This window comes from Psychrobacillus lasiicapitis (genome assembly GCF_006861795.1).
In the GTDB taxonomy this organism is placed as follows: Bacteria; Bacillota; Bacilli; order Bacillales_A; family Planococcaceae; genus Psychrobacillus; species Psychrobacillus lasiicapitis.
In genome coordinates, this window is the sequence record NZ_VDGH01000004.1 from 213536 (window position 1) to 234616 (window position 21081).

Here is a 21081-nt window from a genome sequence, read left to right on the forward strand (position 1 = left end):
CATCATCTAATTGTGTGTATCCTAAAAATAACATTTTTTCTTGAAATGCCAAGATATTATGCACAAATGGATATTATCTTTTTGAAAAATATCATATTTTTTGTTTCAAAATAGAATTAACAAAAGCCACGTACGCAGTACTTTGAATTGAATTCAATATTCAACTAATGGGTGCTTTAGTTGAATAAGGAACAAAAAATAATGTATATAAATGTAAAGACCATGATAGCTTAATTGCCGTCATGGTCTTTTTTGGTTTAATCGTCATATGGTCTGTATTTTGCAAAAAGTTCCTTAGAAGCTTCTTTCCTACCTTCTATATCTTCTCTTAAAAACAACTTATCTCGACTAAGTTCTTTAACGGGAACTAATTTGCCGCGTTTTACTAGAGAGCTTAATGCCTGCCTTGATATTTGTAATTCTTCTAATACCTCTGATGAAGTCAATATTTCTGTTCGTACTAAGCTAATAAACTCTTCTTTGGTATCGACTTTGTATACAGTCATTTTATAACTTCCTTTTCAATTTCATTTTCTTGATATAAAGAATGATGTTCATCACAATTAGTATTAAACATATTGAGTAAATGATTATTATCGTGTAATCAAAAAACTGTGGTTCTTTCCAATTCACAACATCAATCAAAATGTACAATGCGAATGCTAAGGCTACAACATAAGAAAAATTTTTCATAATTAGATGGATATGATAAGATTTAAGAAGAGAGGGGAATTTCTTCCCCTTCTTGCTATTTGCGACGTTTTCCTTTGCGGGGGGAGCGTCGCTTTTTGTTTTTCTTACCTTGTCGCATGTCGTAGATGTTTTTTACTGAACCTGTCAGTAAGTTAATCACCGTAGCTAGTGCGACTAGATAAGCTAAACCCTTATCATAATCCATTTAGTTCACCTCCTTTCTATACTTTAATTATATTATAACTATTTACTATAGTTAATAGATTTAGGTAAAATTTTCTATAAAATATAAAATTACCATGTATACAAAACAAACAAATGTTCGTATAATTAATAAAAAGGAGGGAACGAGTGTGCGTATAAATATTTTAAAAGTAATGGAACATAACCAAATTGTAGAAATGATTTACATGAAAGAAAACGGTGAAATCAGTAAGCGAAAGGTGAAAGTATTAAGTGTAGATGACGATACATTTAAAGCTTATTGTTTTCTTCGCAACACAAAAAGGATTTTTAAAATAGATAATGTGCTCGCATTTGTTCCAGTAATTAATAAAGAAAGAAGTGTCATTTGATGCCTGTGATTAAAGAAAAGGATTTAATGTACTTCGAAAATAAATTGTACTTGCCGATGATTATTAAAGTGCTAGAAAAAGATCTTGAGTCAATCGATAAGTTGCCATTTAAACTAAATAGACCTTACATTAAGCTGGTAGAGGACGCTCTAAAATTAGTACATAAGGATTTAAAATCTGCTGATATATATTTAATAAGAAAGCAAATGCAGTTAACCAAATGGGAATCAACAGCCGATTCCACAACCTTTGCATTTATTTATATGGGAACAGAAGAACGCCATAAATATTTACATACAGAAATAAAAACGAAGTGTGAGGAAATACTTTACAAATATTTTACAATTAATTAAAAGGCTTTTTCTTAAACATCTAGAACTAGATAGCAAAGCGAGGTGAGAAAAATGAAAAAGTACGACGTGAAAATAGAAATGTATAGCGGCCAAACATTTGAATTTGAAACCGATTCGGATGTAAGGACTTTAAAACCAATGGAGATAAACGGAACACGAATGATTGTAACGGAAGAAGAATGGGCATTTAATATTATTCATATTAAAAATATGAAAGTAACTGAAAAAGTTTAATGTACATAACCACCAACCATTAATTTGGTAGGTGGTTTTTTTATTTCTTCTATTTAATAGAAAAAATTTGTAGCTTTTTAAAATACCTTGTAATAGTCAATACAGGTCTCTATAATAAGGATAACTTTAATGAATATTAGAATAAATAAAAGATAGCAGCAAAAAATCACATAAAAGTCACAAAAAATATGTGAGCGAATGAAAAAATATGAAGAAAACAGATGGGTAATCGGAATATAACCATTATATTAGAGCCTTCTATATTAATGTGAAGACACACGAAAATTGTGTGTACTATCATTAAAATAGATAATTTTAATGAGCGAGAAAATAATCTTGATATGTAGCGAGTTGGTGAAGCATGTACAAAGTATATTTAGTTGGATTTATGGGAAGCGGAAAAAGTGCAATCGGAAGAAGACTGAGCTATTTGTTAAAAATGCCATATTACGACATGGATAAAGAAATCGTTAATAAGCAGAAAAGGACAATACCCGAAATATTTGAACAGGAAGGGGAAGCATACTTTCGACAATTGGAAACTGATTTCTTGAAAAACTTCCGTAAAGAGTCCTGTATTATCTCTACAGGTGGTGGAGTCGCGATGAATGAAGAAAATGTTCGAATTATGCGTCAAACTGGTTTAGTGTTGTATTTAGATGCGACATTCCATGATATTTGGATGCGTATTAAAAATGATAAGAACAGACCGATTGTGCAGAGTAGTACAAGAGAAGAGTTAGAGCAATTATACAATAAGAGAAGAAGAGCTTATAAAAAAGCAACACATATTACAATCCTTACCGAAAATCGTCCATTGCGTCAAGTTACAGAGTATGCCGGTTACCAAGTAAATCGATTAAAAGGCGAATGAATGAATATAAAATTTATTAATTGTTCGTGTTTTAAGTAATTTTATAAAAAGTATTGCGTCTTTTAATGTTCAATGTTAGGATATAGACAAAGCAAGCCATTTATACAGATATCGCGGTTGAGTATACGGGGAGAGAACGCTGTAGGTAGCGTCGCCGAAGGAGCAAGTAATAGCTATTATGAATCTCTCAGGCAAAAGAACTCGTATAGGACGCAACTCTGGAGAGTGCTTTCGTTTAGTATCACGCAAAGCCACCAAAGAGGAAAGCCATTTAGGTAAACTTTCAGGTGCCAGGACAGAGAACCCTTGTTAATCTACAGGGGGTACTCTGTCCTTTTTTATGTGTGAAAAACTTAAGGAGGAGATTTTATTGTCAGAACAGTTGAAGCGTACACCTCTATTTGATGATTATGCTACATATGGAGGAAAAACAATTGATTTTGGTGGTTGGGAATTACCTGTACAGTTTTCTAGTATTAAAGAAGAGCATGAAGCAGTAAGGACAAAAGCAGGATTGTTTGATGTCTCTCATATGGGAGAAATTATCGTTACAGGTTCATCAAGTGAGGCGTTTTTACAAAAAATAATGACAAATGATGTTTCCAAATTAGTAAATGGGCAAGCGCAATATACTGCAATGTGTTACGAAGATGGTGGTATAGTAGATGATCTATTAGTCTATAAAGTAGCAGAAAACCACTATTTATTAGTAGTAAACGCAGGCAACATTGAAAAAGATTTTGACTGGATGAAACAATTCGTGACTGAAGGTGTAGAACTAGTAAATAAATCGGATAAATACGGTTTACTGGCACTACAAGGACCACTTGCACAAGAGATTTTACAAAAGCTTACTTCCAAAAATCTAGACGAGATTGGATTCTTCCGTTTCGCAGATAATGTCGAAGTTGCTGGAAAATCAGTTCTTGTTTCTCGTACTGGTTATACAGGAGAAGATGGATTTGAAATCTATGCATCTAGTAATGATGTAAGAGACTTATGGAGCAAAATTTTAGAAGCTGGAAAAGAAGAGGGACTTCTACCTTGTGGACTAGGGGCACGTGATACATTACGATTTGAAGCATGCTTGCCATTATATGGTCAAGAGCTTTCGAAAGATATCTCCCCACTCGAAGCTGGCTTGGGCTTTGTTGTGAAGCTAAAAAAAGAACAAGACTTCAATGGGAAAACTGTTTTAGCTGATCAAAAAGAAGACGGCGTACCAAGAAAAAGTATCGGAATTGAAATGATTGATAAAGGGATTCCGCGTACTGGTTATCCAGTGTATGCAGGGGATAAACAAGTTGGTTTTGTTACTACAGGAACGCAATCTCCTACACTCAAAAAAAATATCGGTCTAGTGTTAATTGACACAACATTTGCAGAAATCGGAAAAGAGCTAGAAGTAGAAATAAGAAACAAACGGTTAAAAGCAGTTACTGTACCTACTCCATTTTATAAAAGAGAAAAATAAGCCAAGAAAGAGGTTGTCCATCGATGAAGCATCGTTATTTACCAATGACTGAGCAAGATCAAAAAGAGATGTTAGATGTAATCGGCATTTCTTCTATTGATGAATTGTTTGCAGACATTCCTGAAAAAGTACGTTTTAATGGTGAGTATAATATTAAACCTGCGAAAGCAGAATCTGCGTTACTGAAAGAATTAGCAACTCTTGCTGATAAAAACGCGGATAGCAAAAAATATGCTTCTTTCCTTGGTGCTGGAGTATATGACCATTTCAAACCAATAATTGTAGATCATGTTATCTCTCGTTCTGAATTTTATACTGCATATACTCCGTATCAGCCAGAAATTTCACAAGGGGAATTGCAAGCAATTTTTGAATTCCAAACGATGATTTGTGAATTAACTGGTATGGATATTGCAAACTCTTCTATGTATGATGGTGGTACAGCGCTTGCTGAAGCTGGTAATTTAGCTGCTGGGCACACTCGTCGTAAAAAAATAATTATTTCTGAAGCGGTTCATCCTGAATATATTGATGTAGTAAAAATGTATGCTAAAGGACAAAACGTTCAAGTGGTAACAGTGCCAATAAAAGATGGCTTAACTGATTTGTCGAAACTAGAAGAATTAGTGGATGAAGAAACAGCAGCTGTTTTAGTTCAGTACCCAAACTTCTTTGGTCAAATTGAAGATTTAGCAAAAGTAGAACAACTAACACATGCTCAAAAAGCGTTATTCGTTGTTTCTACAAACCCACTTGCACTTGGAGCTTTGACACCACCAGGTAAATTTGGTGCGGATATTACAGTTGGAGACGCGCAACCATTTGGAATCGCGGAAGCTTTTGGTGGACCTCACTGTGGTTTCTTCGCAGTAACATCTAAATTAATGCGCAAAGTTCCAGGGCGTCTGGTTGGAGAAACAACGGATGAAGATGGTCGTCGCGGATTTGTGTTAACATTACAAGCACGTGAGCAACATATCCGTCGTGATAAAGCGACCTCTAACATCTGTTCGAACCAAGCGCTAAATGCACTTGCAGCTTCTGTTGCAATGACAGCACTTGGAAAAAAAGGTGTAAAAGAAATAGCCATTCAAAATATCGCAAAAACCCACTACGCGAAACAAGCTTTTGAAAAAGCTGGCTTTGAAGTACCTTTCCAAGGAGCACATTTCAACGAAATCGTTGTGAAAGTAAATGGTTCTATTGCGGATGGAAACAAAGCACTTCTTGAAAAAGGAATTATCGGAGGATTTGACTTAGGTAGAATGAACTCCGATCTTAAAAATCACGTATTAATCGCTGTAACTGAGCAACGTACAAAAGAAGAAATAGATGCACTCGTGCAAGAAATGGGGGCTCTTCATGCATAAGGATAATCAACCACTAATTTTTGAAATTACGAGAGAAGGCCGTGTAGGATATAACCTACCTGAACTAGATGTTCCTGAAGTAGATATAGCGTCATTATTACCACAAGGTATGCAACGCGAGGAAGAGGCGGAATTACCAGAAGTATCAGAGCTAGATATTATGCGCCATTATACTGCTCTATCAAACCGTAACCACGGTGTGGATACAGGATTCTACCCACTTGGATCTTGTACGATGAAATACAATCCGAAAGTTAATGAATCGGTTGCACGTTTCCCAGGTTTTGCTAACATTCATCCATTACAAGATGAATCTTCTGTTCAAGGTGCGATGGAGCTTATGTATGATCTTCAAGAGCATTTAATCGAAATCACTGGTATGGACGAAGTGACACTCCAACCTGCAGCTGGTGCGCATGGTGAGTGGACTGCTCTGATGATGATTCGTGCATTCCATGAAGCAAATGGGGACTTAGATCGTACGAAAGTAATCGTTCCGGACTCTGCTCATGGAACGAACCCTGCATCTGCAACAGTAGCTGGCTTTGAAACTATTACAGTAAAATCAGATGAAAATGGATTAGTAGATTTAGAGGACTTACGTCGCGTTGCTGGTCCAGATACAGCAGCCCTAATGCTAACAAATCCAAATACATTAGGTCTATTTGAAGAAAGCATTTTAGAAATGGCTGAAATCATTCATGGTGTTGGTGGTAAATTGTACTATGATGGTGCTAACTTAAATGCGGTTATGTCTAAAGCGCGTCCAGGAGACATGGGCTTTGACTGTGTTCACTTAAACTTACACAAAACATTTACAGGTCCTCACGGAGGCGGTGGTCCAGGTTCAGGTCCAGTTGGAGTAAAATCTGACCTTATTCCATTCCTTCCAAGTCCAGTACTTGTAAAAGAAGAAGATAAATATACATTTGACTACAATCGTCCACAAGCAATAGGACGTGTAAAACCGTTCTATGGCAACTTTGGCATTAATGTTCGTGCTTACACGTATATCCGCTCAATGGGGCCAGATGGTCTAAAAGCAGTTACTGAGTATGCAGTACTAAATGCTAACTATATGATGAGACGTCTTGAAGAACATTTCGATCTTCCATACAACCGTCATTGTAAGCATGAATTTGTATTGAGTGGCCGCCGTCAAAAGAAACTTGGTGTTCGAACTTTAGATATGGCGAAACGTCTGCTTGACTTTGGATATCATCCACCTACAATCTACTTCCCACTGAATGTAGAAGAAGGTATGATGATTGAGCCAACAGAAACAGAGTCAAAAGAAACATTAGACGCATTCTGTGATGCACTCATCCAAATTGCAAAAGAAGCGCAAGAGGATCCAGAAATCGTTCAAAACGCACCACATACAACAGTTATCAATCGTTTAGATGAAACAAAAGCTGCTCGTAAGCCAGTTTTACGTTATACAAAAGCATAAAAAAGTGCGGTCCTCAAATGGACCGCATTTTTTTAGTCTTCAAATGGTATATCATATTGCCTTGCTTTATGGTAAATGGCACTTTGTACAGATCCATTTACGACTCCAGAGACAGGAAATTCAAAGACATCCCCATCTGTAAACTCAAAAATATATATTTCATCTTGTTTCTCTTCTGGTTCCTCTAATACATGGACTACCTTCGCAAGGTTTTCCCAATCATGTACTACTTTATTTCCGAAAAGTGGATTGAATTCTATTTTGTCTTCATGTAGATAAACATAATTTTGAACACCTAGCGCAAAAATGAGTATAAACCCAATTGCTGCCACAATAACTGTTATGACCTTTAACATATTAGATTTTAGAAAATAGGACGCACAAAGAAGCACAACTGCAAAAACAAATGAGAATGCAAGCGCCAAAAAACTCGTGCTAAGTGGTACAAAAACAATCGATCCAGGGCCGCTATAAAATGTAATCGACGTAATGACCGGAGTGAGGATGCAAGCAAATGGTGCTACTATTAATAAAATAAGTGCAAAAATCCAAAACAAATCCTTGCGATTTCCTAGTGCCAAAATAATCCACCTCATTCAAATGATTTCATAATGAAACATCATGTTGATTGTTATACGAAAATAGAAGTGGGAAGTTTCAGGAATTATATGAAAAGAAAAAAAGAATCACAGCGGATTCTTTTTGTTTATAGATAAATGGTTAAAATCCAATAGAAGATTCGTCTTTCTCCCAATCGTTTTTTATGGATCGTTTGTTTTGTTTTATCAGTTCCTCGATCCGTTTTTCATAAGCGAGCTCTCCGTCATAATGCCAATTGAGCGCGACCGACATATAGAGCTCGTTCAATTGAGACATAGATAATCCTTTTGAACGTTTCGCCATATCTGCAAATTGTTCATCCGTGAAAATATGCTTAATATCCAGTTTGCGCAAATAGTTTTTCCGCACTTTTTCAGGAGGGGAAGGAATTTCGTATGCACGATCAAAACGACCAGCCCGATTAATAAGCGCAGGATCTATTTTTTGCGGGTAGTTTGTCGTCCCTATGATAAATAACCCTTCTCTTGATTGAGCACCGTCTAAAGTGTTTAAAAAGACGGAACGCGTGTATTCTGGCATGGAATCGATATCTTCAATTACTAAAATTGCCGGTGCTAGCCGAGTGACAATTCCAAATACTTCTTGTACCGAATGACTACCAGTGAATTCAGTTATTTGCCAATAGACAACCGGAGCCTTGGTTGAACCGGTAATCGATTTTACTAAAGTTGTTTTGCCGTTACCAGGTGACCCGTATAGTAATATTCCACGTTTATAGGGTAGTCCATAATCTTTGAAAAAGTGACCATCTTCTTTAAAAAATTCATCGATTGATCGGAAAATGTCTTGTTTAATACTTTCAGATAGTAATACATCATCACGACTTACCGCAGCTTGCTCGCCGTATTTTCTGCGTTGCACCCCATGCTCTGTATCTACCAAATAGGTAACGGATTGCATAAGCAGCTGACGCATTTTTTCGTTTATTTCTTGCAAGAATGTAAGAGCTGTTTCAGCCGAAATTGAAAAGAAATAGTATTCTGGCCAACTGTTCCCACCAGAGTAGTTAAAAGAGAATGTCATTGCGACATCATATTCGGGGAAAAAGATTAGATTATTTTCGAAAGAATCGACAATCTCTAGCTTACTTTCAACTGATAATTGTGATTTACTTGTAATTTTACTTTGTGCCCTTGTTTCAAATACAGATGCTAAAACTTCATAGGTAACGAGATTGTTTTCCATCATTTCTAATAGGTTTCCGTCTAATTGTAAAATAGATTCTCCTATGTCGATCGTCTGCCAATTAGCGTATTTGCGTTCTTTTAGCAAATGAATAATGCGTTTAGATACGATGGCAAAGTCCTCGTAGTTTGGATGTGTTTGTCTGAAATCTTCATTGTGTGAAAATAAAACATGTTTTTGCATCTAATACCTCCATTAGCGAGATGATTATAGAAAAAGGTCCCTCTTTATGAAAGAAGAACCTTTATGTATATCTAGATTCAAAATCTTAGCTCATTTTACAAGGAGCACTTTTAAAAATTATTTTGTTTTAATCTTACCAGTCCAGGTTTTGAAGCCGCCTTGAAGCTGGTTTAATTCAGTATAGCCCTTTTTCTTTAAAAACATTGCGGCACGAGAACTTCTTGCGCTGCTTTGGCAATATAAGTAAACAGGCTTATCTGGACGAATTTCTTTAAAACGTTGACGAAGTTGTGACGAAGGAATATTTCTTGCTCCAAGAATATGCCCTGCATCGAACTCTTTTGGTTCTCTTACATCGATAAGTTGGGCTTTACGGTAACCCGTTATAAACTGCTCTTGCGTAAGGTTTGTAACTGCTTTTTTTAATCGTAATGCTTGAATAATAGCATAAACTATTAACACGACAATTACTGCGATTAAAAAGTATAAAGTATTAGACACGGTCTTTCCCCTTTCTATGTTTCCATATCTATTATAAAAGATTCACTAGATACAATTCAATCTATTTGATAAAATGAATATCGTTGTGAAGGGGGAAGACTTACGTGGAAAAGACAAAATGGTATTTCATTAATTCTGGACCTTGTAGTCCAGCATATAATATGGCACTTGATGAAGCGCTATTAGATTGGCATAGCGAGGGGCTCATCCCACCAGTCGTTCGATTTTATGAGTGGAATCCCGCTACTTTGTCGATTGGTTATTTTCAATCGGTTGATAAAGAAATAGACATGGATGCCATTAAAAAATTAGGACTGGGATTTGTTCGAAGACCTACCGGAGGAAGAGGCGTGCTCCATGAACATGAACTTACATATAGTGTAATTGTGACAGAAAGTTATCCTGATATGCCTGCAACTGTAACGGAAGCTTATCGAGTAATCAGTGAAGGTTTGTTACTTGGCTTCCAAAATCTCGGTTTAGATGCTTATTTTTCTGTTCCAGATACAGAACAAAAAAGAGATGATTTAAAAAAACCGAAATCTGCCGTATGTTTTGATTCTCCAAGTTGGTATGAACTTGTAGTAGAGGGTAGAAAGGTGGCAGGTAGTGCACAAACAAGGCAAAAAGGTGTCATTTTGCAACATGGAGCTATTTTATTGGATTTAGATGAAGATAAATTAATTCAAACATTTAAGTTTTCCTCTGATGAATTAAGGGAAAGAGTAAAAGCGAGTTTGTCGAAAAAAGCGGTTGCTATCAACAAGATTAGTAAAAATCCGATAACGATCGATGAATGCAAGGTGGCATTTAAAAAAGGTTTTGAAGACGCTTTAGAAATAGAATTAGTGGAATATAAGCTAACAGAAGAACAAGAGATGTATGTACAAGAGTTGGAAGCGAAACGTTATGCTAATGATGAATGGAATTTTAGAAAATAATTTATTTTTTTTTAGTCATTTAGTCCATTGACTACCGCAATCATTAGGTTTGCGTAAAATCTATTCATTTGCAAAATAACACAACATATAGTATCGTTTATAGATAATGATACACTATATGGTGTGTTTTATTTTTTTATAAAAAGGGAGGCAATATGATGGTATTAGCATCTCAAAACCCAAATGCAACCATTAACATTGAACAATTAAACAAAGATATTGAGCAATTTCCACAAGTACACCCTATTACAACTGACATGAAATTAACACATAAAGGTGTATCTAGACTTGTTATGATTGACCGTTACTCTTTTAAAGATACGGAGAAAAAAACGCTAAAAACAGGAGATTTTGTCGTATTAACGGTGAAAGACGATCCGAAGTTTCCGGCGCGCGGTTTAGGATATATCGTGTCGATTAATGTCGATGCGAAAACTGCAGATGTATTGATCGAAGAAGATTATCGAAGTGCAATTGATGACAGCAATCAAGTTGCATCAGGAGTTGTCACTCGTCCACTTAGCGTAATAGAAAAACCTTTAGAAGTATTCTATGAACAAATTGCTAAACGAAATGCTACTGGACTTGCTTCGGTGGAGAAGACAGAAGAAAAAAGAACAGAATGGTTTGAAAAGTTTTATCAACAATTAGTTTCGTTAAAATTCATTCCTGCTGGACGAGTATTATACGGAGCAGGAACAGGAACGGATGTTACATATTTTAATTGTTACGTAATGCCGTTTGTGGCTGATTCTCGTGAAGGAATTAGTGATCATCGTAAGCAAGTAATGGAGATTATGAGCCGTGGTGGTGGGGTTGGTACGAACGGTTCCACACTTCGTCCGCGTAATACATTAGCACGCGGGGTAAATGGTAAGTCTTCAGGTTCTGTATCTTGGTTAGATGATATTGCTAAATTGACTCATCTTGTCGAACAAGGTGGGTCACGTCGTTAACATATCGGCGACGTAATCTCGTGAATTGCTGGAACATCCTTAGAGCTTTCTTCACCACAACGTGACTAGCAATAGTGAGCGTGAAGGTTTGAAAAGAAGAGAGATTGGACAATCAGCAGCGAAGGGTCTTTGGAAACGGAGATCAACGTTCAACGACTATCGAAACTTCCTAATGCATTGCTATGGAAGAAGTAAATTATAGTTATCAGTAATGATTCTATAAGGCACGAGACAAAGAATAATGATATTTCTTTGATGATATAGTCTGAACTTATGTGAAAGCATAAGAGTTAGGCAGAAATGACCTAACCCCACATATGGTGGTGTAACAAAGTTGGGAGCACAAATGATAATGCTGGCCGATTGGCATCCGGATATTGCGGAATTCATCATTTCGAAAATGCAAAATCCACGAATTTTACGATTCCTAATCGAAAATACAAAAGACGAAACTATTAAACAATTAGCGAAGGACAAGCTTAAATTTAAACCGTTGACATTCCAAGAAGAAGCGATGTATCAAGGTATTATAAACTATAAAGCAATCCCTGGTCTTGGAGGATTCAGCAATGAAATCATTCGTGATGCAGAAACGAAACTTCGCGATGGTGGTACTTACACTGTTCATAATCCAGAATTTTTAACTGGAGCGAATATTTCAGTAACGTTAACAGATGATTTTATGAAAGCAGTAGAAAATGATGAAGACTTTGACCTTCGTTTCCCAGCTACTGAATCTTATACAGAAGAGGAAATGGCATTTTACAACGAAAATTGGCATATAATTGGCGATGTTCGCGAGTGGGAAAAAATGGGGTATGCTGTAAGAACTTATCGTACAGTAAAAGCGAAAGAACTTTGGAATTTGATTAATATTTGTGCAACATACTCAGCAGAGCCTGGCGTTTTCTTCATTGATAATGCAAATGAAAAAACAAATGCAAAAGCATATGGACAAAAGGTTGTTGCAACCAATCCATGTGGTGAGCAGCCATTAGCACCGTATTCTGTTTGTAACCTAGCTGCTGTAAACCTAGCACAATTTGCAAATAAAGAGACAAAGACAGTAAACTATGAAGCATTAAAAGAAACAGTACGCGTTGGTGTGCGTATGCAAGATAATGTTATTGACGCAACCCCATATTTCTTAGAAGAAAATAAAGTACAAGCACTCGGCGAGAGACGCGTTGGACTTGGCGTAATGGGACTAGCAGATCTACTTATTTATTGTGAAAAAGAATATGGTTCTGAAGAAGGAAATGTTTTAGTAGATGAGATTTTTAAAACCATAGCGATTGCAGCATATGAAACTTCTGCAGAATTGGCAAAAGAACGAGGAAGCTTCCCATTCCTAACAGGCGAAACAGAAGAAGAAACAAATCGACTTAGAAAAGCTTTTACTGAAACAGGATTCATGCAAACAATGCCAGAAGAAATTAGAAACACTATTTTAGAATCTGGTATTCGCAACTCGCATTTATTAACTGTTGCTCCTACTGGATCTACTGGAACAATGGTTGGTGTTTCGACTGGTCTGGAGCCATATTATTCGTTTACGTATTACAGAAGTGGACGTTTAGGGAAGTTTATCGAAGTAAAAGCTGATATTGTAAAAGAATATTTAGCTAATAATGAATCAGCGGAAGAAGAAAATCTTCCAAACTGGTTTGTAACGGCTATGGAATTACCACCAGAAGCACATGCAGATGTGCAATGTATTATCCAACGCTGGATTGATAGTTCGATCTCGAAAACAGTAAATGCTCCACGTGGCTACACAGTAGAACAAGTAGAAGCTGTTTATGAACGCTTATACAATGGCGGAGCAAAAGGCGGTACTGTATACGTGGATGGAAGTCGCGATGCGCAAGTATTGACGCTAAAAGCGGAGGAAAATACATTAGACGATCCGGAGCAGGAAGAAGAAAAAGTATTTGAAAAACGTCCTATCGTATTAATCGATACAATCCAAGATCTACGCTCGACGAATGTAACTATAGGATCAGAAGTTGGGAATACTTGTCCTGTTTGCCGAAAAGGGACAGTAGAAGAAATGGGTGGCTGTAACACATGTACAAACTGTAATGCACAGTTAAAATGTGGTTTATAATATAATAAAGAATTAAACAAATGTAGATTTAAAATAAAGTTTTACAGTTACACCCCTTTGGATAAAAAATATCTAAAGGGGTGTTTTTTTATGTCCAAAAGAAAACGATCATCTCAAATTATTTAATACTATTTCTGAAGTAAACATAGTTAGGATTTATGCAACTGTATCGTCGCTAGTGCGTTTATTTCCTTTATATATAAAATAAAGGGAAATAACCATAAATAATAAAGCGAAAACCCGTTTTATATCTAATTCTATGACTAAACTATTGAACCATCCAAAATGATCAATAATAAGCCCAATTACTAGTTGACCAGCTATACCAGCAATATTTGTTGCTATTACTCCAATTCTTGGTACTGCTATAACAGTGAAAAGTAAATACATAGTGCCTAAAAATGCTGCACTTAATTGCCATTTTGGTGCTTCTAAAAGTGCTAGTATATTCCCGCTACCAAAAAATAAAATAAAAATGGTCAAAAACATTGTTCCAGTGAGAAAGGTTAATAATGTTGTTTCTATTGTTCCAGCTTTTCGACTAAATGTACCATTGATAGATGATTGTGCGCTTAATGTGATGCCGCCAATTAATGTGAATATAATCATAAATAAACCCATAATGGTCATACCTCCTAGTTTATTAATATAAGTGCCATGATCATGGAAAGAACTGCAAATAGTTTTTCTTTATTAATCTTGTTTTTCTGACTACCTAACCATCCAAAATGTTCAATAATCATACTCATTACCAATTGCCCGATTATAACAGCAACCATTGTTATGCCAACACCAACGAATGGGACACTGACAACAATGGAAGTTAAATAAATAACACCCAAGACTCCTCCAAGTAATGACCACTTAGGTGCCTCTAAAGTATATGAAATCTTCCCTTTTCCAAAAAATAGCCACAATAGACTCATGATTATTGAGCCCATAAAGAAGTTATAAAAACTTGTCTCTATTTGTCCAATTGTTTTTCCTAATTCAGCATAGATAGCTCCTTCAAAGCTAAGTGCTGCTCCAGCTAGTAGGGCTAACATATAAGATATAAATCGCATATATCGATTCCTCATTTCTGTATAATTGTATATCTAGAAAAATAGATATAAGGTGGTAAAAAAAACAGAAATCAATATTAATTAGATGTCTGTTTTAAAATATTCAGCTAAATGTTGAATAAATTCTTCATTACGTCTGTAGTATGTCCATTGTCCATGACGAATAGATTCAAGTAAACCAGCTCTTTGCATCATATTTAAGTAGCTAGAAACGGTAGATTGAGAAATTTTGGCTTTTTCTTGAATATCTCCAACACATACTCCGCCTTTGTAACTTACCTCCTTGGGTAGGTGAGCGCCTTGTTTTGGGAAATGTTTCTCGGGTTCCTTTAACCACTCTAAAATCTTGAGTCTTGTTTCGTTAGATAATGCTTTGAAAACATCAATAGGTTTCATGAGGGTAATTATATATCTAGAAATTTCGATATGTCAAATTGAAGGCGAGAATAATTTCTTACATGCAAGCGGTACTCACAACATTGTAGTACCTACGCGCAACATTAAAAAAGAGTTACAGATACTGTCCTCTCATCTCATGTAAGTTTGCAATTTTGTGAATTGGTTGCTGTCAATCAGTGATTAGTCGCCCTTGGCCATCGGTTTGAGATAAGCATTTGTGTATTTACTTTTCCTTGTTTAAAAATTCCTTTTGAAGCCTACACTAAAGTAAAAAAAGTTGAGGGGATTTACATGAAAGGTTTAGCAATCAGTACTAGTTTTACAGTGGCATTGATTACTGTAATAATGCTTAAAATATTAGATTTTTTTCATTTCATCAAATGGGATCCAGTAGGATTTTCGGATACTTTTCATGTATTAAAGGATAGCAATACATTTATCAAATGGGTAATATTGTTTATCGTCGTGTGGGCAGCGAGCATTATTTTATATTATATTAGCTTGATATTCATGAAAATTCCGATAGCCATCACAAGTATTGCACTAGGATTAATCATCGCATTTATATTAGAATGGATCATTCTGGATGCTAGTACCATTGAAAAAACGATTAAACGAATGTCCATTCCCTTTATATGTATTATTATCGTGGCAACGCGATTTTTAATGGAATCTGCCATCTTTCATGCGCAAGACAAACCATTAAGTAAATGAAAATTTACCATCCTTATTTCATATGCTAAAATAATAGGTAGTAGTTATTAGAAAATGAGATGAGGGGTAATCATGAAAGTTGCGAAATTGCGAACAGCTATAGAAGAAAAAGGGGTCGACGCATTATTAATTACAAATGGATACAATAGACGTTATATGACAGGATTTACTGGTACGGCTGGTGTTGCCATTGTTTCTAAAAATGATGCAGTTTTTATCACGGATTTTCGTTATACTGAACAAGCTGCAAGCCAGATTAAAGATTTCCGCATTGTAAAACATGAGAAGACATTAATCGAAGAAGTAGCAAAACAAGTTGCTGAAATGGGCATTCAATCGCTTGGATTTGAAAAAGAGGATTTGACTTACAGTAGCTATGAATTGTATAAACAAGCCGTCAAAGCAGATTTAGTACCCTTATCTGGATTAGTTGAAAAAATTCGCTTGATAAAGACGGACGAAGAGATTAGTATAATAAAGGCAGCTTGTCGCATTGCTGATGAGGCTTATGAGCATATTGTTACATACATAAAACCAGGGATGACGGAATTACAGGTGTCCAACGAATTAGAATTCTTCATGCGCAAACGTGGAGCAACCTCTTCTTCTTTTGATACAATCGTTGCTTCAGGAGTGCGTTCAGCACTACCACATGGTGTTGCATCAGATAAAGTAATTGAAGTAGGCGACTTTGTGACATTAGACTTTGGCGCCATATATAATGGTTATATTTCCGACACGACTCGAACAGTTGCAGTTGGGGAGCCAAGCGAACAATTGAAAGAAATTTACCAAGTTGTCCTCGATTCACAATTACTTGCTTTAGAAAAGGTGAAACCGGGTATGACAGGTAAAGAAGCAGATGCAATTGCGCGCGACTATATTGCTTCTAAAGGCTACGGAGAAGCATTTGGGCATTCATTGGGTCATGGGATTGGTCTAGAGGTTCATGAAGGACCAGGATTATCATTCCGTTCGGATGTTGTGTTAGAACCAGGTATGGTTATTACGATTGAACCAGGTATTTACTTACCGAATATCGGTGGTGTACGAATCGAAGATGATGCACTAGTAACAGAAAATGGTTTAGAAAAGCTTACGCATTCGACAAAAGAACTATTAATACTAACTTAATTTTGGAGGGAAATAGATGATTTCAGTAAATGATTTTAAAACAGGCTTAACAATTGTAGTAGATGGTGTACTTTACCGCGTATTGGATTTCCAACATGTAAAACCAGGAAAAGGTGCAGCATTCGTACGTTCAAAATTAAGAAATCTACGTAATGGTTCGGTGAATGAAAAAACATTCCGTGCTGGAGAAAAAGTTGAAAAAGCACAAATTGATAACAAAAAAATGCAATACTTATATGCAAGTGGTGATCAACATGTATTCATGGACACTGATTCATATGAGCAATTAGAGTTAAATGAAAACCAAATCGAAGAAGAATTAAAATATTTACGTGAAAATATGGAAATTCATGTAATTCAATATCAAGGTGAAACACTTGGAGTAGAATTACCAAAATCGGTTGAACTAGAAGTAACGGAAACAGAACCAGGTATTAAAGGAGACACTTCTGGTGGTGGATCTAAAACAGCTAAACTTGAAACTGGTTTAGTAGTAACAGTTCCACTTTTCATCAATGTTGGGGATAGATTAATCATTAACACAGATGAAGGTTCATACGTATCAAGAGCTTAAAATAAAATGATAAATAGCGAGTCTTTCCTCGATTTTTTCGAGAAAAGGCTCGTTTTTTTGTTGTTTTCACATATTAAAAGCCTGGTCAGAATTTTATATTCGCACAAGAGCTTTAGTTGGAATATTGTAGTGCGTAGTTGGAATTTCGCTCTGATTAGTTGTAATAAAGCGCATTTTAGTTGTAAAAGGAAATTTATGGTTCCACTAACCCCTCTATTGTTTAATAGAGCATCCCCTAATTTCCGATAATCTTTTTCATATTCTTGAATATGCGTTCATATGTTATTCGTATGGAAGGGGGAGGCATTGTGGAACTTCACGATGTACTTCGAGTTGCGGGTATAGGATTATTGATTGCGATTCTGCACTTGTTTTTTGAATCTACTGGTAAAAAAGAATTTGCGTTTTTCTTGTTTTTTGTTGGATATATATATATGACAATCGAATTGCTGCGTTTATTAAGATTATTTTTTTACGAGATTTCCACATTTCTAGAATGGCTTCTTATGACGAGTTAGCCAATGATTGTATATGTGACGATTATCCTCGCATTTTGCTTGTTGGAATTAGTAAAAGAGACGTATCCGCGCTTACATTCGATTATCTATACCATTTATATCTTTCTTTTTTTAACGTATTTAGTGATTTCCCTTATAATACCGTTTGTAACTCACTATTTCTCCATAGTTCCAGTCGCCCTACTACCCGTATTTAAATTACTACTTTTTTCTGTCTTATTACTTTTTATTACTCAAATTGTGGAAGAACTTCTTTCGGAGTATGAGTATACAAGCCTTGCAACGATGTTTACATTTACTACAAAAGCAATCATCCTTCTCGCTTGGCTGCAACATATGAAGCAATTTTACGAAAAGTTTTTTTCCGTACTCGGATTACTTTCTTGAAGGAATGAACAATGAATGATGGATGAAATGTTACAGACACTATTGCAGCCGGTCAAAGAGGTCATCCAAACATTTACGTATATATTACTGTTTGGATTGGTATTTGTTTGTTTAGAGTGGTTAATACCATCTAGTAAACGATTATTAAAGTTTTTGTTTATCATGATTATTTGCTTTTATTGTTTAGAGCCTGCAATCCGGACATTAGATATGATCCAAGCGCTCTCGAACCAATTAGTAACGTTATTTTTAGGAATGTATCCATTATTAACAGCAGGAATTGCATTATCTGGTGGCGCATTACTAATCACCTTATGGAATCCAATGGTTATGGTATTTGCTTCTTTTACGACGGTATTAGCTGAGAAAGTATTAATTCCCTCCATTATGGCGGCATTTATATTTGATGTAATAACTAGAATACATCCAGCTACTTCGTTTTCAAAAATGTCCGATCTCATTCGCATGACGCTAGTTGGGACTACCTCTATTATCTTACTTTTATATAGTTTTTTTATGACTGTTAACGGTGTATTTACTTGGTCTGTCAGCGGGGCGGTTAATGAATCGGCAAAAAGACTAATCGCTAATAATATTCCATTTGTTGGATCTCTTTTAACAGAAAGTATTAGTACGATGAAAAGTTACTCATCTTCAGCTTCGGTTGTTACAGGCAATGCAGTACTGTTTTCTGTATTAGTCCTTGTATCGATCCCGACAATCCAGACAATTTTAATTGCTTTTTTATACCGATTATTGGGCGCGATTCTCGACCCTTTTATCGACGGTGATATTAGTGGTTTACTAGACGATATTGGAAGGACATTGTTTGTGTTATCCATTATTTCAGTTTTAATCGCATTTGCTTTCTTTTTTACCATTATTTTAACGATGCTTTTTGCGAAATTACTCATAAGTGTGAAAGGATAAGGAAAATCGTTACCAATTTCTTGTTTGGATTGTTATTGATTGTCGTTGTCGGAGAACTTCTTTCGATATTGCTAGAAGGTTCGGGCAGTGAACGGATAGACTTTCTTGTAAAAATTGCGATAATCTTCTGGATCTTGTCCTTTCTCTTCATATAAATAGTTTGTCTTGCATAAAGTATTGTAACCATCATGAAAAGAAGGGTGAACACTATATCAATTAAACAAAAGCCCACTTTTCGTTTTGTTGTCATAAGTATTGCTGTTCTCATTATCAGTCTACTTTTTTCAGAAATGTTCCTTTGGAATAATGAAAGCAATGAACAAGAAACAAAACTAGCTCCCAAAACAACAGAAGATTTAGGCTACATATTAGAGAAAATCAGTGGGGTTGGTCGCGTGGAAGTTTATTTTCATTACAAAGAGAGCACTGAAAAATCAACGGAAAGCGAGGTATCATTTTTCCAGTGGACAAGTGACAGTAGGGGGGACAAGGAAGAACTGATTGGGATACTAGTAGTAGCGGAAGGAGCGAGGGATAAACGCGTACAAAATAATTTGATTAAGACCCTTTCATCTGTTTTGCAAATAGCTCCACATCGAATCGTGATACAAGAAATGGAAATGGAGGATAAATAATATGAATATAAAAAAGAGATCGGTTTGGTTTTTAACTTTAATCAGTTTAGCAGCGGTAGTGACGGTTTTCTACTTATCGGATCGACCATCGCCTTTTGATGGAATCGCTCTTTTTTCCAATGACACATTAGATGACGTGGAATTAGTAGAAACATCATCTACGAACGAAGAATCATTTGCCTCTAGTAATAATGCATTCGAAGAGATGAGAATGGAAGTACAAGAACAACGTAGCCAGCTTCGTGCCCAATTAGAGACAAAAGTCGGTTCGAATGAATTTACTGCAGAACAAAAAGATGAAGCGTTTAACAAAATTGAAGAATTAGTTAAGGTAGATTCCACAGAAGCGATGCTGGAGCTAATTATTAAATCGTTAGGATATGACGATGCGCTTGTTCGAATCGAAGATAATGATGTATTAATAGATGTTGTGGCGAACGAACAATCTACTAAAAAAGCATCAGATATTATTTATGCTGTAAAAAGAGAATGGCCACAAGCTTACAATGTGGAAGTAAAATTCAACGGTTTATGATAAAAAAAGTGCCTCTAGCGGGCGCTTTTTTTCATTCTTTCGGGAAGATTTCCGCCGTAGCTATTTCAAATTGTCGTAAAAACGTCTAAAATGGGTAGAGTAAGTATTAATAATGTATATAAAAGGGAGACAAGTCACATGAAAATCCAAGAAATTAGAGAAATTATTAAATTGATTGATCAATCTTCATTAGACGAATTTTTATATGAATCAGATGGTACAAAAATTAAACTAAAGAAGAATGATAAAGGTATAATCTCTACAGGTGGACAATCATTTGAAAGCTCTTCTGTAGTGGAAGAACCGAAAATGGTAGAAGTTAAGGCTGAGCCAGTAAGTGAAATCAAGGAAGAGGTAGTTGTGACAGAAGCAAAACCTGTTGTAGAAGAAAGCTCGTTACATAAAATTACTTCGCCAATGGTCGGTACTTTTTATCAATCTTCTTCTCCGGATGCGGGTGCATACGTACAAGTTGGCAGTAAAATAAATGCAGATTCAATCGTTTGTATTGTAGAGGCAATGAAACTATTCAACGAAATTGAAGCCGAAGTAGAAGGCGAAATCGTAGAAATTCTTGTGAAAGACGGACAATTAGTTGAATATGGTCAACCGTTGTTCCTCGTAAAAGGAAATTAAGAAAACAAAAGACGAGGAAAGGGGCATAAAGA

At 35.8% G+C, this 21081-nt stretch carries 25 protein-coding genes, 2 pseudogenes and 1 riboswitch; of the genes and pseudogenes, 19 read left to right on the forward strand and 8 right to left on the reverse strand.

Going from position 1 to position 21081, the window contains the following annotated elements:
* Positions 1-257 precede the first annotated feature (257 nt).
* On the reverse strand, positions 258-506 hold the full coding sequence (locus FG382_RS08505; RefSeq protein WP_142538471.1) for a helix-turn-helix domain-containing protein: 249 nt from the start codon (positions 504-506) through the stop codon (positions 258-260).
* Between the two features lie 242 nt (positions 507-748).
* Positions 749-898, reverse strand: a complete 150-nt coding sequence (locus FG382_RS22615) for a hypothetical protein (protein ID WP_170206483.1) — start codon at positions 896-898, stop codon at positions 749-751.
* Between the two features lie 148 nt (positions 899-1046).
* Between FG382_RS22615 and FG382_RS08510 the strand changes: the two genes are divergently transcribed.
* The 7 genes from FG382_RS08510 (at position 1047) to gcvPB (ending at position 7026) form a co-directional block, all read left to right on the forward strand.
* Complete coding sequence (locus FG382_RS08510) at positions 1047-1268, forward strand: transcriptional regulator (RefSeq protein ID WP_142538472.1); 222 nt, start codon at positions 1047-1049, stop codon at positions 1266-1268.
* The gene (locus FG382_RS08515) at positions 1268-1621 is read left to right on the forward strand and encodes a YhjD family protein (protein WP_142538473.1); all 354 of its coding nucleotides are present in this window, start codon (positions 1268-1270) and stop codon (positions 1619-1621) included. Before FG382_RS08510 ends, FG382_RS08515 begins: the two co-directional genes overlap by 1 nt.
* Before the next feature lie 51 nt (positions 1622-1672).
* Positions 1673-1855 (forward strand): hypothetical protein, encoded by a 183-nt coding sequence (locus FG382_RS08520; RefSeq protein WP_142538474.1) that lies wholly within the window; start codon positions 1673-1675, stop codon positions 1853-1855.
* Positions 1856-2216: 361 nt separating this feature from the next.
* The gene (locus tag FG382_RS08525; protein ID WP_142538475.1) at positions 2217-2729 is read left to right on the forward strand and encodes a shikimate kinase; all 513 of its coding nucleotides are present in this window, start codon (positions 2217-2219) and stop codon (positions 2727-2729) included.
* 117 nt (positions 2730-2846) lie between these two features.
* Positions 2847-2942: riboswitch (glycine riboswitch) on the forward strand.
* 127 nt (positions 2943-3069) lie between these two features.
* The gene (gcvT, locus tag FG382_RS08530; protein ID WP_142538476.1) at positions 3070-4203 is read left to right on the forward strand and encodes a glycine cleavage system aminomethyltransferase GcvT; all 1134 of its coding nucleotides are present in this window, start codon (positions 3070-3072) and stop codon (positions 4201-4203) included.
* A gap of 23 nt (positions 4204-4226) precedes the next feature.
* Positions 4227-5573, forward strand: a complete 1347-nt coding sequence (gene gcvPA / locus FG382_RS08535; protein WP_142538477.1) for an aminomethyl-transferring glycine dehydrogenase subunit GcvPA — start codon at positions 4227-4229, stop codon at positions 5571-5573.
* Positions 5566-7026 (forward strand): aminomethyl-transferring glycine dehydrogenase subunit GcvPB, encoded by a 1461-nt coding sequence (gene gcvPB, locus FG382_RS08540; RefSeq protein WP_142538478.1) that lies wholly within the window; start codon positions 5566-5568, stop codon positions 7024-7026. The genes gcvPA and gcvPB overlap by 8 nt, the downstream gene beginning before the upstream one ends.
* Before the next feature lie 32 nt (positions 7027-7058).
* Here gcvPB and FG382_RS08545 read toward each other — a convergent pair whose 3' ends face one another.
* From FG382_RS08545 to FG382_RS08555, 3 genes are all read right to left on the reverse strand, one after another.
* Positions 7059-7607: a hypothetical protein gene (locus FG382_RS08545; protein WP_142538479.1), complete on the reverse strand. Its 549-nt coding sequence runs from the start codon at positions 7605-7607 to the stop codon at positions 7059-7061.
* A gap of 139 nt (positions 7608-7746) precedes the next feature.
* Positions 7747-9015 carry an ATP-binding protein gene (locus FG382_RS08550; RefSeq protein ID WP_142538480.1) on the reverse strand — a complete coding sequence of 423 codons (1269 nt, stop codon included), beginning with the start codon at positions 9013-9015 and terminating at the stop codon, positions 7747-7749.
* Positions 9016-9132: 117 nt separating this feature from the next.
* Entirely contained in the window at positions 9133-9492 is a 360-nt protein-coding gene (locus tag FG382_RS08555) for a rhodanese-like domain-containing protein (protein WP_373287607.1), read from the reverse strand.
* A gap of 128 nt (positions 9493-9620) precedes the next feature.
* On the opposite strand from FG382_RS08555, the gene FG382_RS08560 reads away from it, so the two are divergent.
* The 3 genes and pseudogenes from FG382_RS08560 to FG382_RS08570 form a co-directional block, all read left to right on the forward strand.
* Positions 9621-10457, forward strand: a complete 837-nt coding sequence (locus FG382_RS08560) for a lipoate--protein ligase family protein (RefSeq protein ID WP_142538482.1) — start codon at positions 9621-9623, stop codon at positions 10455-10457.
* Between the two features lie 158 nt (positions 10458-10615).
* A pseudogene (locus FG382_RS08565) lies at positions 10616-11410 on the forward strand (ribonucleotide reductase N-terminal alpha domain-containing protein); the annotation flags it as partial.
* Positions 11411-11735: 325 nt separating this feature from the next.
* Positions 11736-13523, forward strand: a pseudogene (locus FG382_RS08570) (vitamin B12-dependent ribonucleotide reductase); the annotation flags it as partial.
* 156 nt (positions 13524-13679) lie between these two features.
* Here the strand turns inward: FG382_RS08570 and FG382_RS08575 are convergent.
* The 3 genes from FG382_RS08575 to FG382_RS08585 all read right to left on the reverse strand — a co-directional run bounded on the left by FG382_RS08575 (position 13680) and on the right by FG382_RS08585 (position 14983).
* Entirely contained in the window at positions 13680-14144 is a 465-nt protein-coding gene (locus tag FG382_RS08575; RefSeq protein WP_142538484.1) for a DMT family transporter, read from the reverse strand.
* Positions 14145-14158: 14 nt separating this feature from the next.
* Positions 14159-14587 carry a DMT family transporter gene (locus FG382_RS08580; protein ID WP_142538485.1) on the reverse strand — a complete coding sequence of 143 codons (429 nt, stop codon included), beginning with the start codon at positions 14585-14587 and terminating at the stop codon, positions 14159-14161.
* Between the two features lie 81 nt (positions 14588-14668).
* The gene (locus FG382_RS08585; RefSeq protein ID WP_142538486.1) at positions 14669-14983 is read right to left on the reverse strand and encodes an ArsR/SmtB family transcription factor; all 315 of its coding nucleotides are present in this window, start codon (positions 14981-14983) and stop codon (positions 14669-14671) included.
* 294 nt (positions 14984-15277) lie between these two features.
* Between FG382_RS08585 and FG382_RS08590 the strand changes: the two genes are divergently transcribed.
* The 9 genes from FG382_RS08590 (at position 15278) to accB (ending at position 21049) form a co-directional block, all read left to right on the forward strand.
* On the forward strand, positions 15278-15700 hold the full coding sequence (locus FG382_RS08590) for a hypothetical protein (RefSeq protein ID WP_142538487.1): 423 nt from the start codon (positions 15278-15280) through the stop codon (positions 15698-15700).
* Between the two features lie 69 nt (positions 15701-15769).
* A complete protein-coding gene (locus tag FG382_RS08595; RefSeq protein WP_142538488.1) occupies positions 15770-16834 on the forward strand; it encodes a M24 family metallopeptidase in 1065 nt (354 codons plus the stop codon).
* Positions 16835-16850: 16 nt separating this feature from the next.
* Complete coding sequence (gene efp, locus FG382_RS08600) at positions 16851-17408, forward strand: elongation factor P (RefSeq protein ID WP_142538489.1); 558 nt, start codon at positions 16851-16853, stop codon at positions 17406-17408.
* 308 nt (positions 17409-17716) lie between these two features.
* Complete coding sequence (locus FG382_RS08605; protein ID WP_093265786.1) at positions 17717-17926, forward strand: SpoIIIAC/SpoIIIAD family protein; 210 nt, start codon at positions 17717-17719, stop codon at positions 17924-17926.
* Between the two features lie 3 nt (positions 17927-17929).
* Positions 17930-18313: a hypothetical protein gene (locus tag FG382_RS08610; RefSeq protein ID WP_142538490.1), complete on the forward strand. Its 384-nt coding sequence runs from the start codon at positions 17930-17932 to the stop codon at positions 18311-18313.
* 15 nt (positions 18314-18328) lie between these two features.
* Positions 18329-19243 carry a stage III sporulation protein AE gene (locus FG382_RS08615; protein ID WP_142538491.1) on the forward strand — a complete coding sequence of 305 codons (915 nt, stop codon included), beginning with the start codon at positions 18329-18331 and terminating at the stop codon, positions 19241-19243.
* 188 nt (positions 19244-19431) lie between these two features.
* Positions 19432-19878 carry a hypothetical protein gene (locus FG382_RS08620; protein WP_211356380.1) on the forward strand — a complete coding sequence of 149 codons (447 nt, stop codon included), beginning with the start codon at positions 19432-19434 and terminating at the stop codon, positions 19876-19878.
* Between the two features lies 1 nt (position 19879).
* Positions 19880-20413: a SpoIIIAH-like family protein gene (locus tag FG382_RS08625; protein ID WP_142538493.1), complete on the forward strand. Its 534-nt coding sequence runs from the start codon at positions 19880-19882 to the stop codon at positions 20411-20413.
* A gap of 138 nt (positions 20414-20551) precedes the next feature.
* Positions 20552-21049 (forward strand): acetyl-CoA carboxylase biotin carboxyl carrier protein, encoded by a 498-nt coding sequence (accB, locus tag FG382_RS08630; RefSeq protein WP_142538494.1) that lies wholly within the window; start codon positions 20552-20554, stop codon positions 21047-21049.
* The last annotated feature ends 32 nt before the right edge of the window (positions 21050-21081 follow it).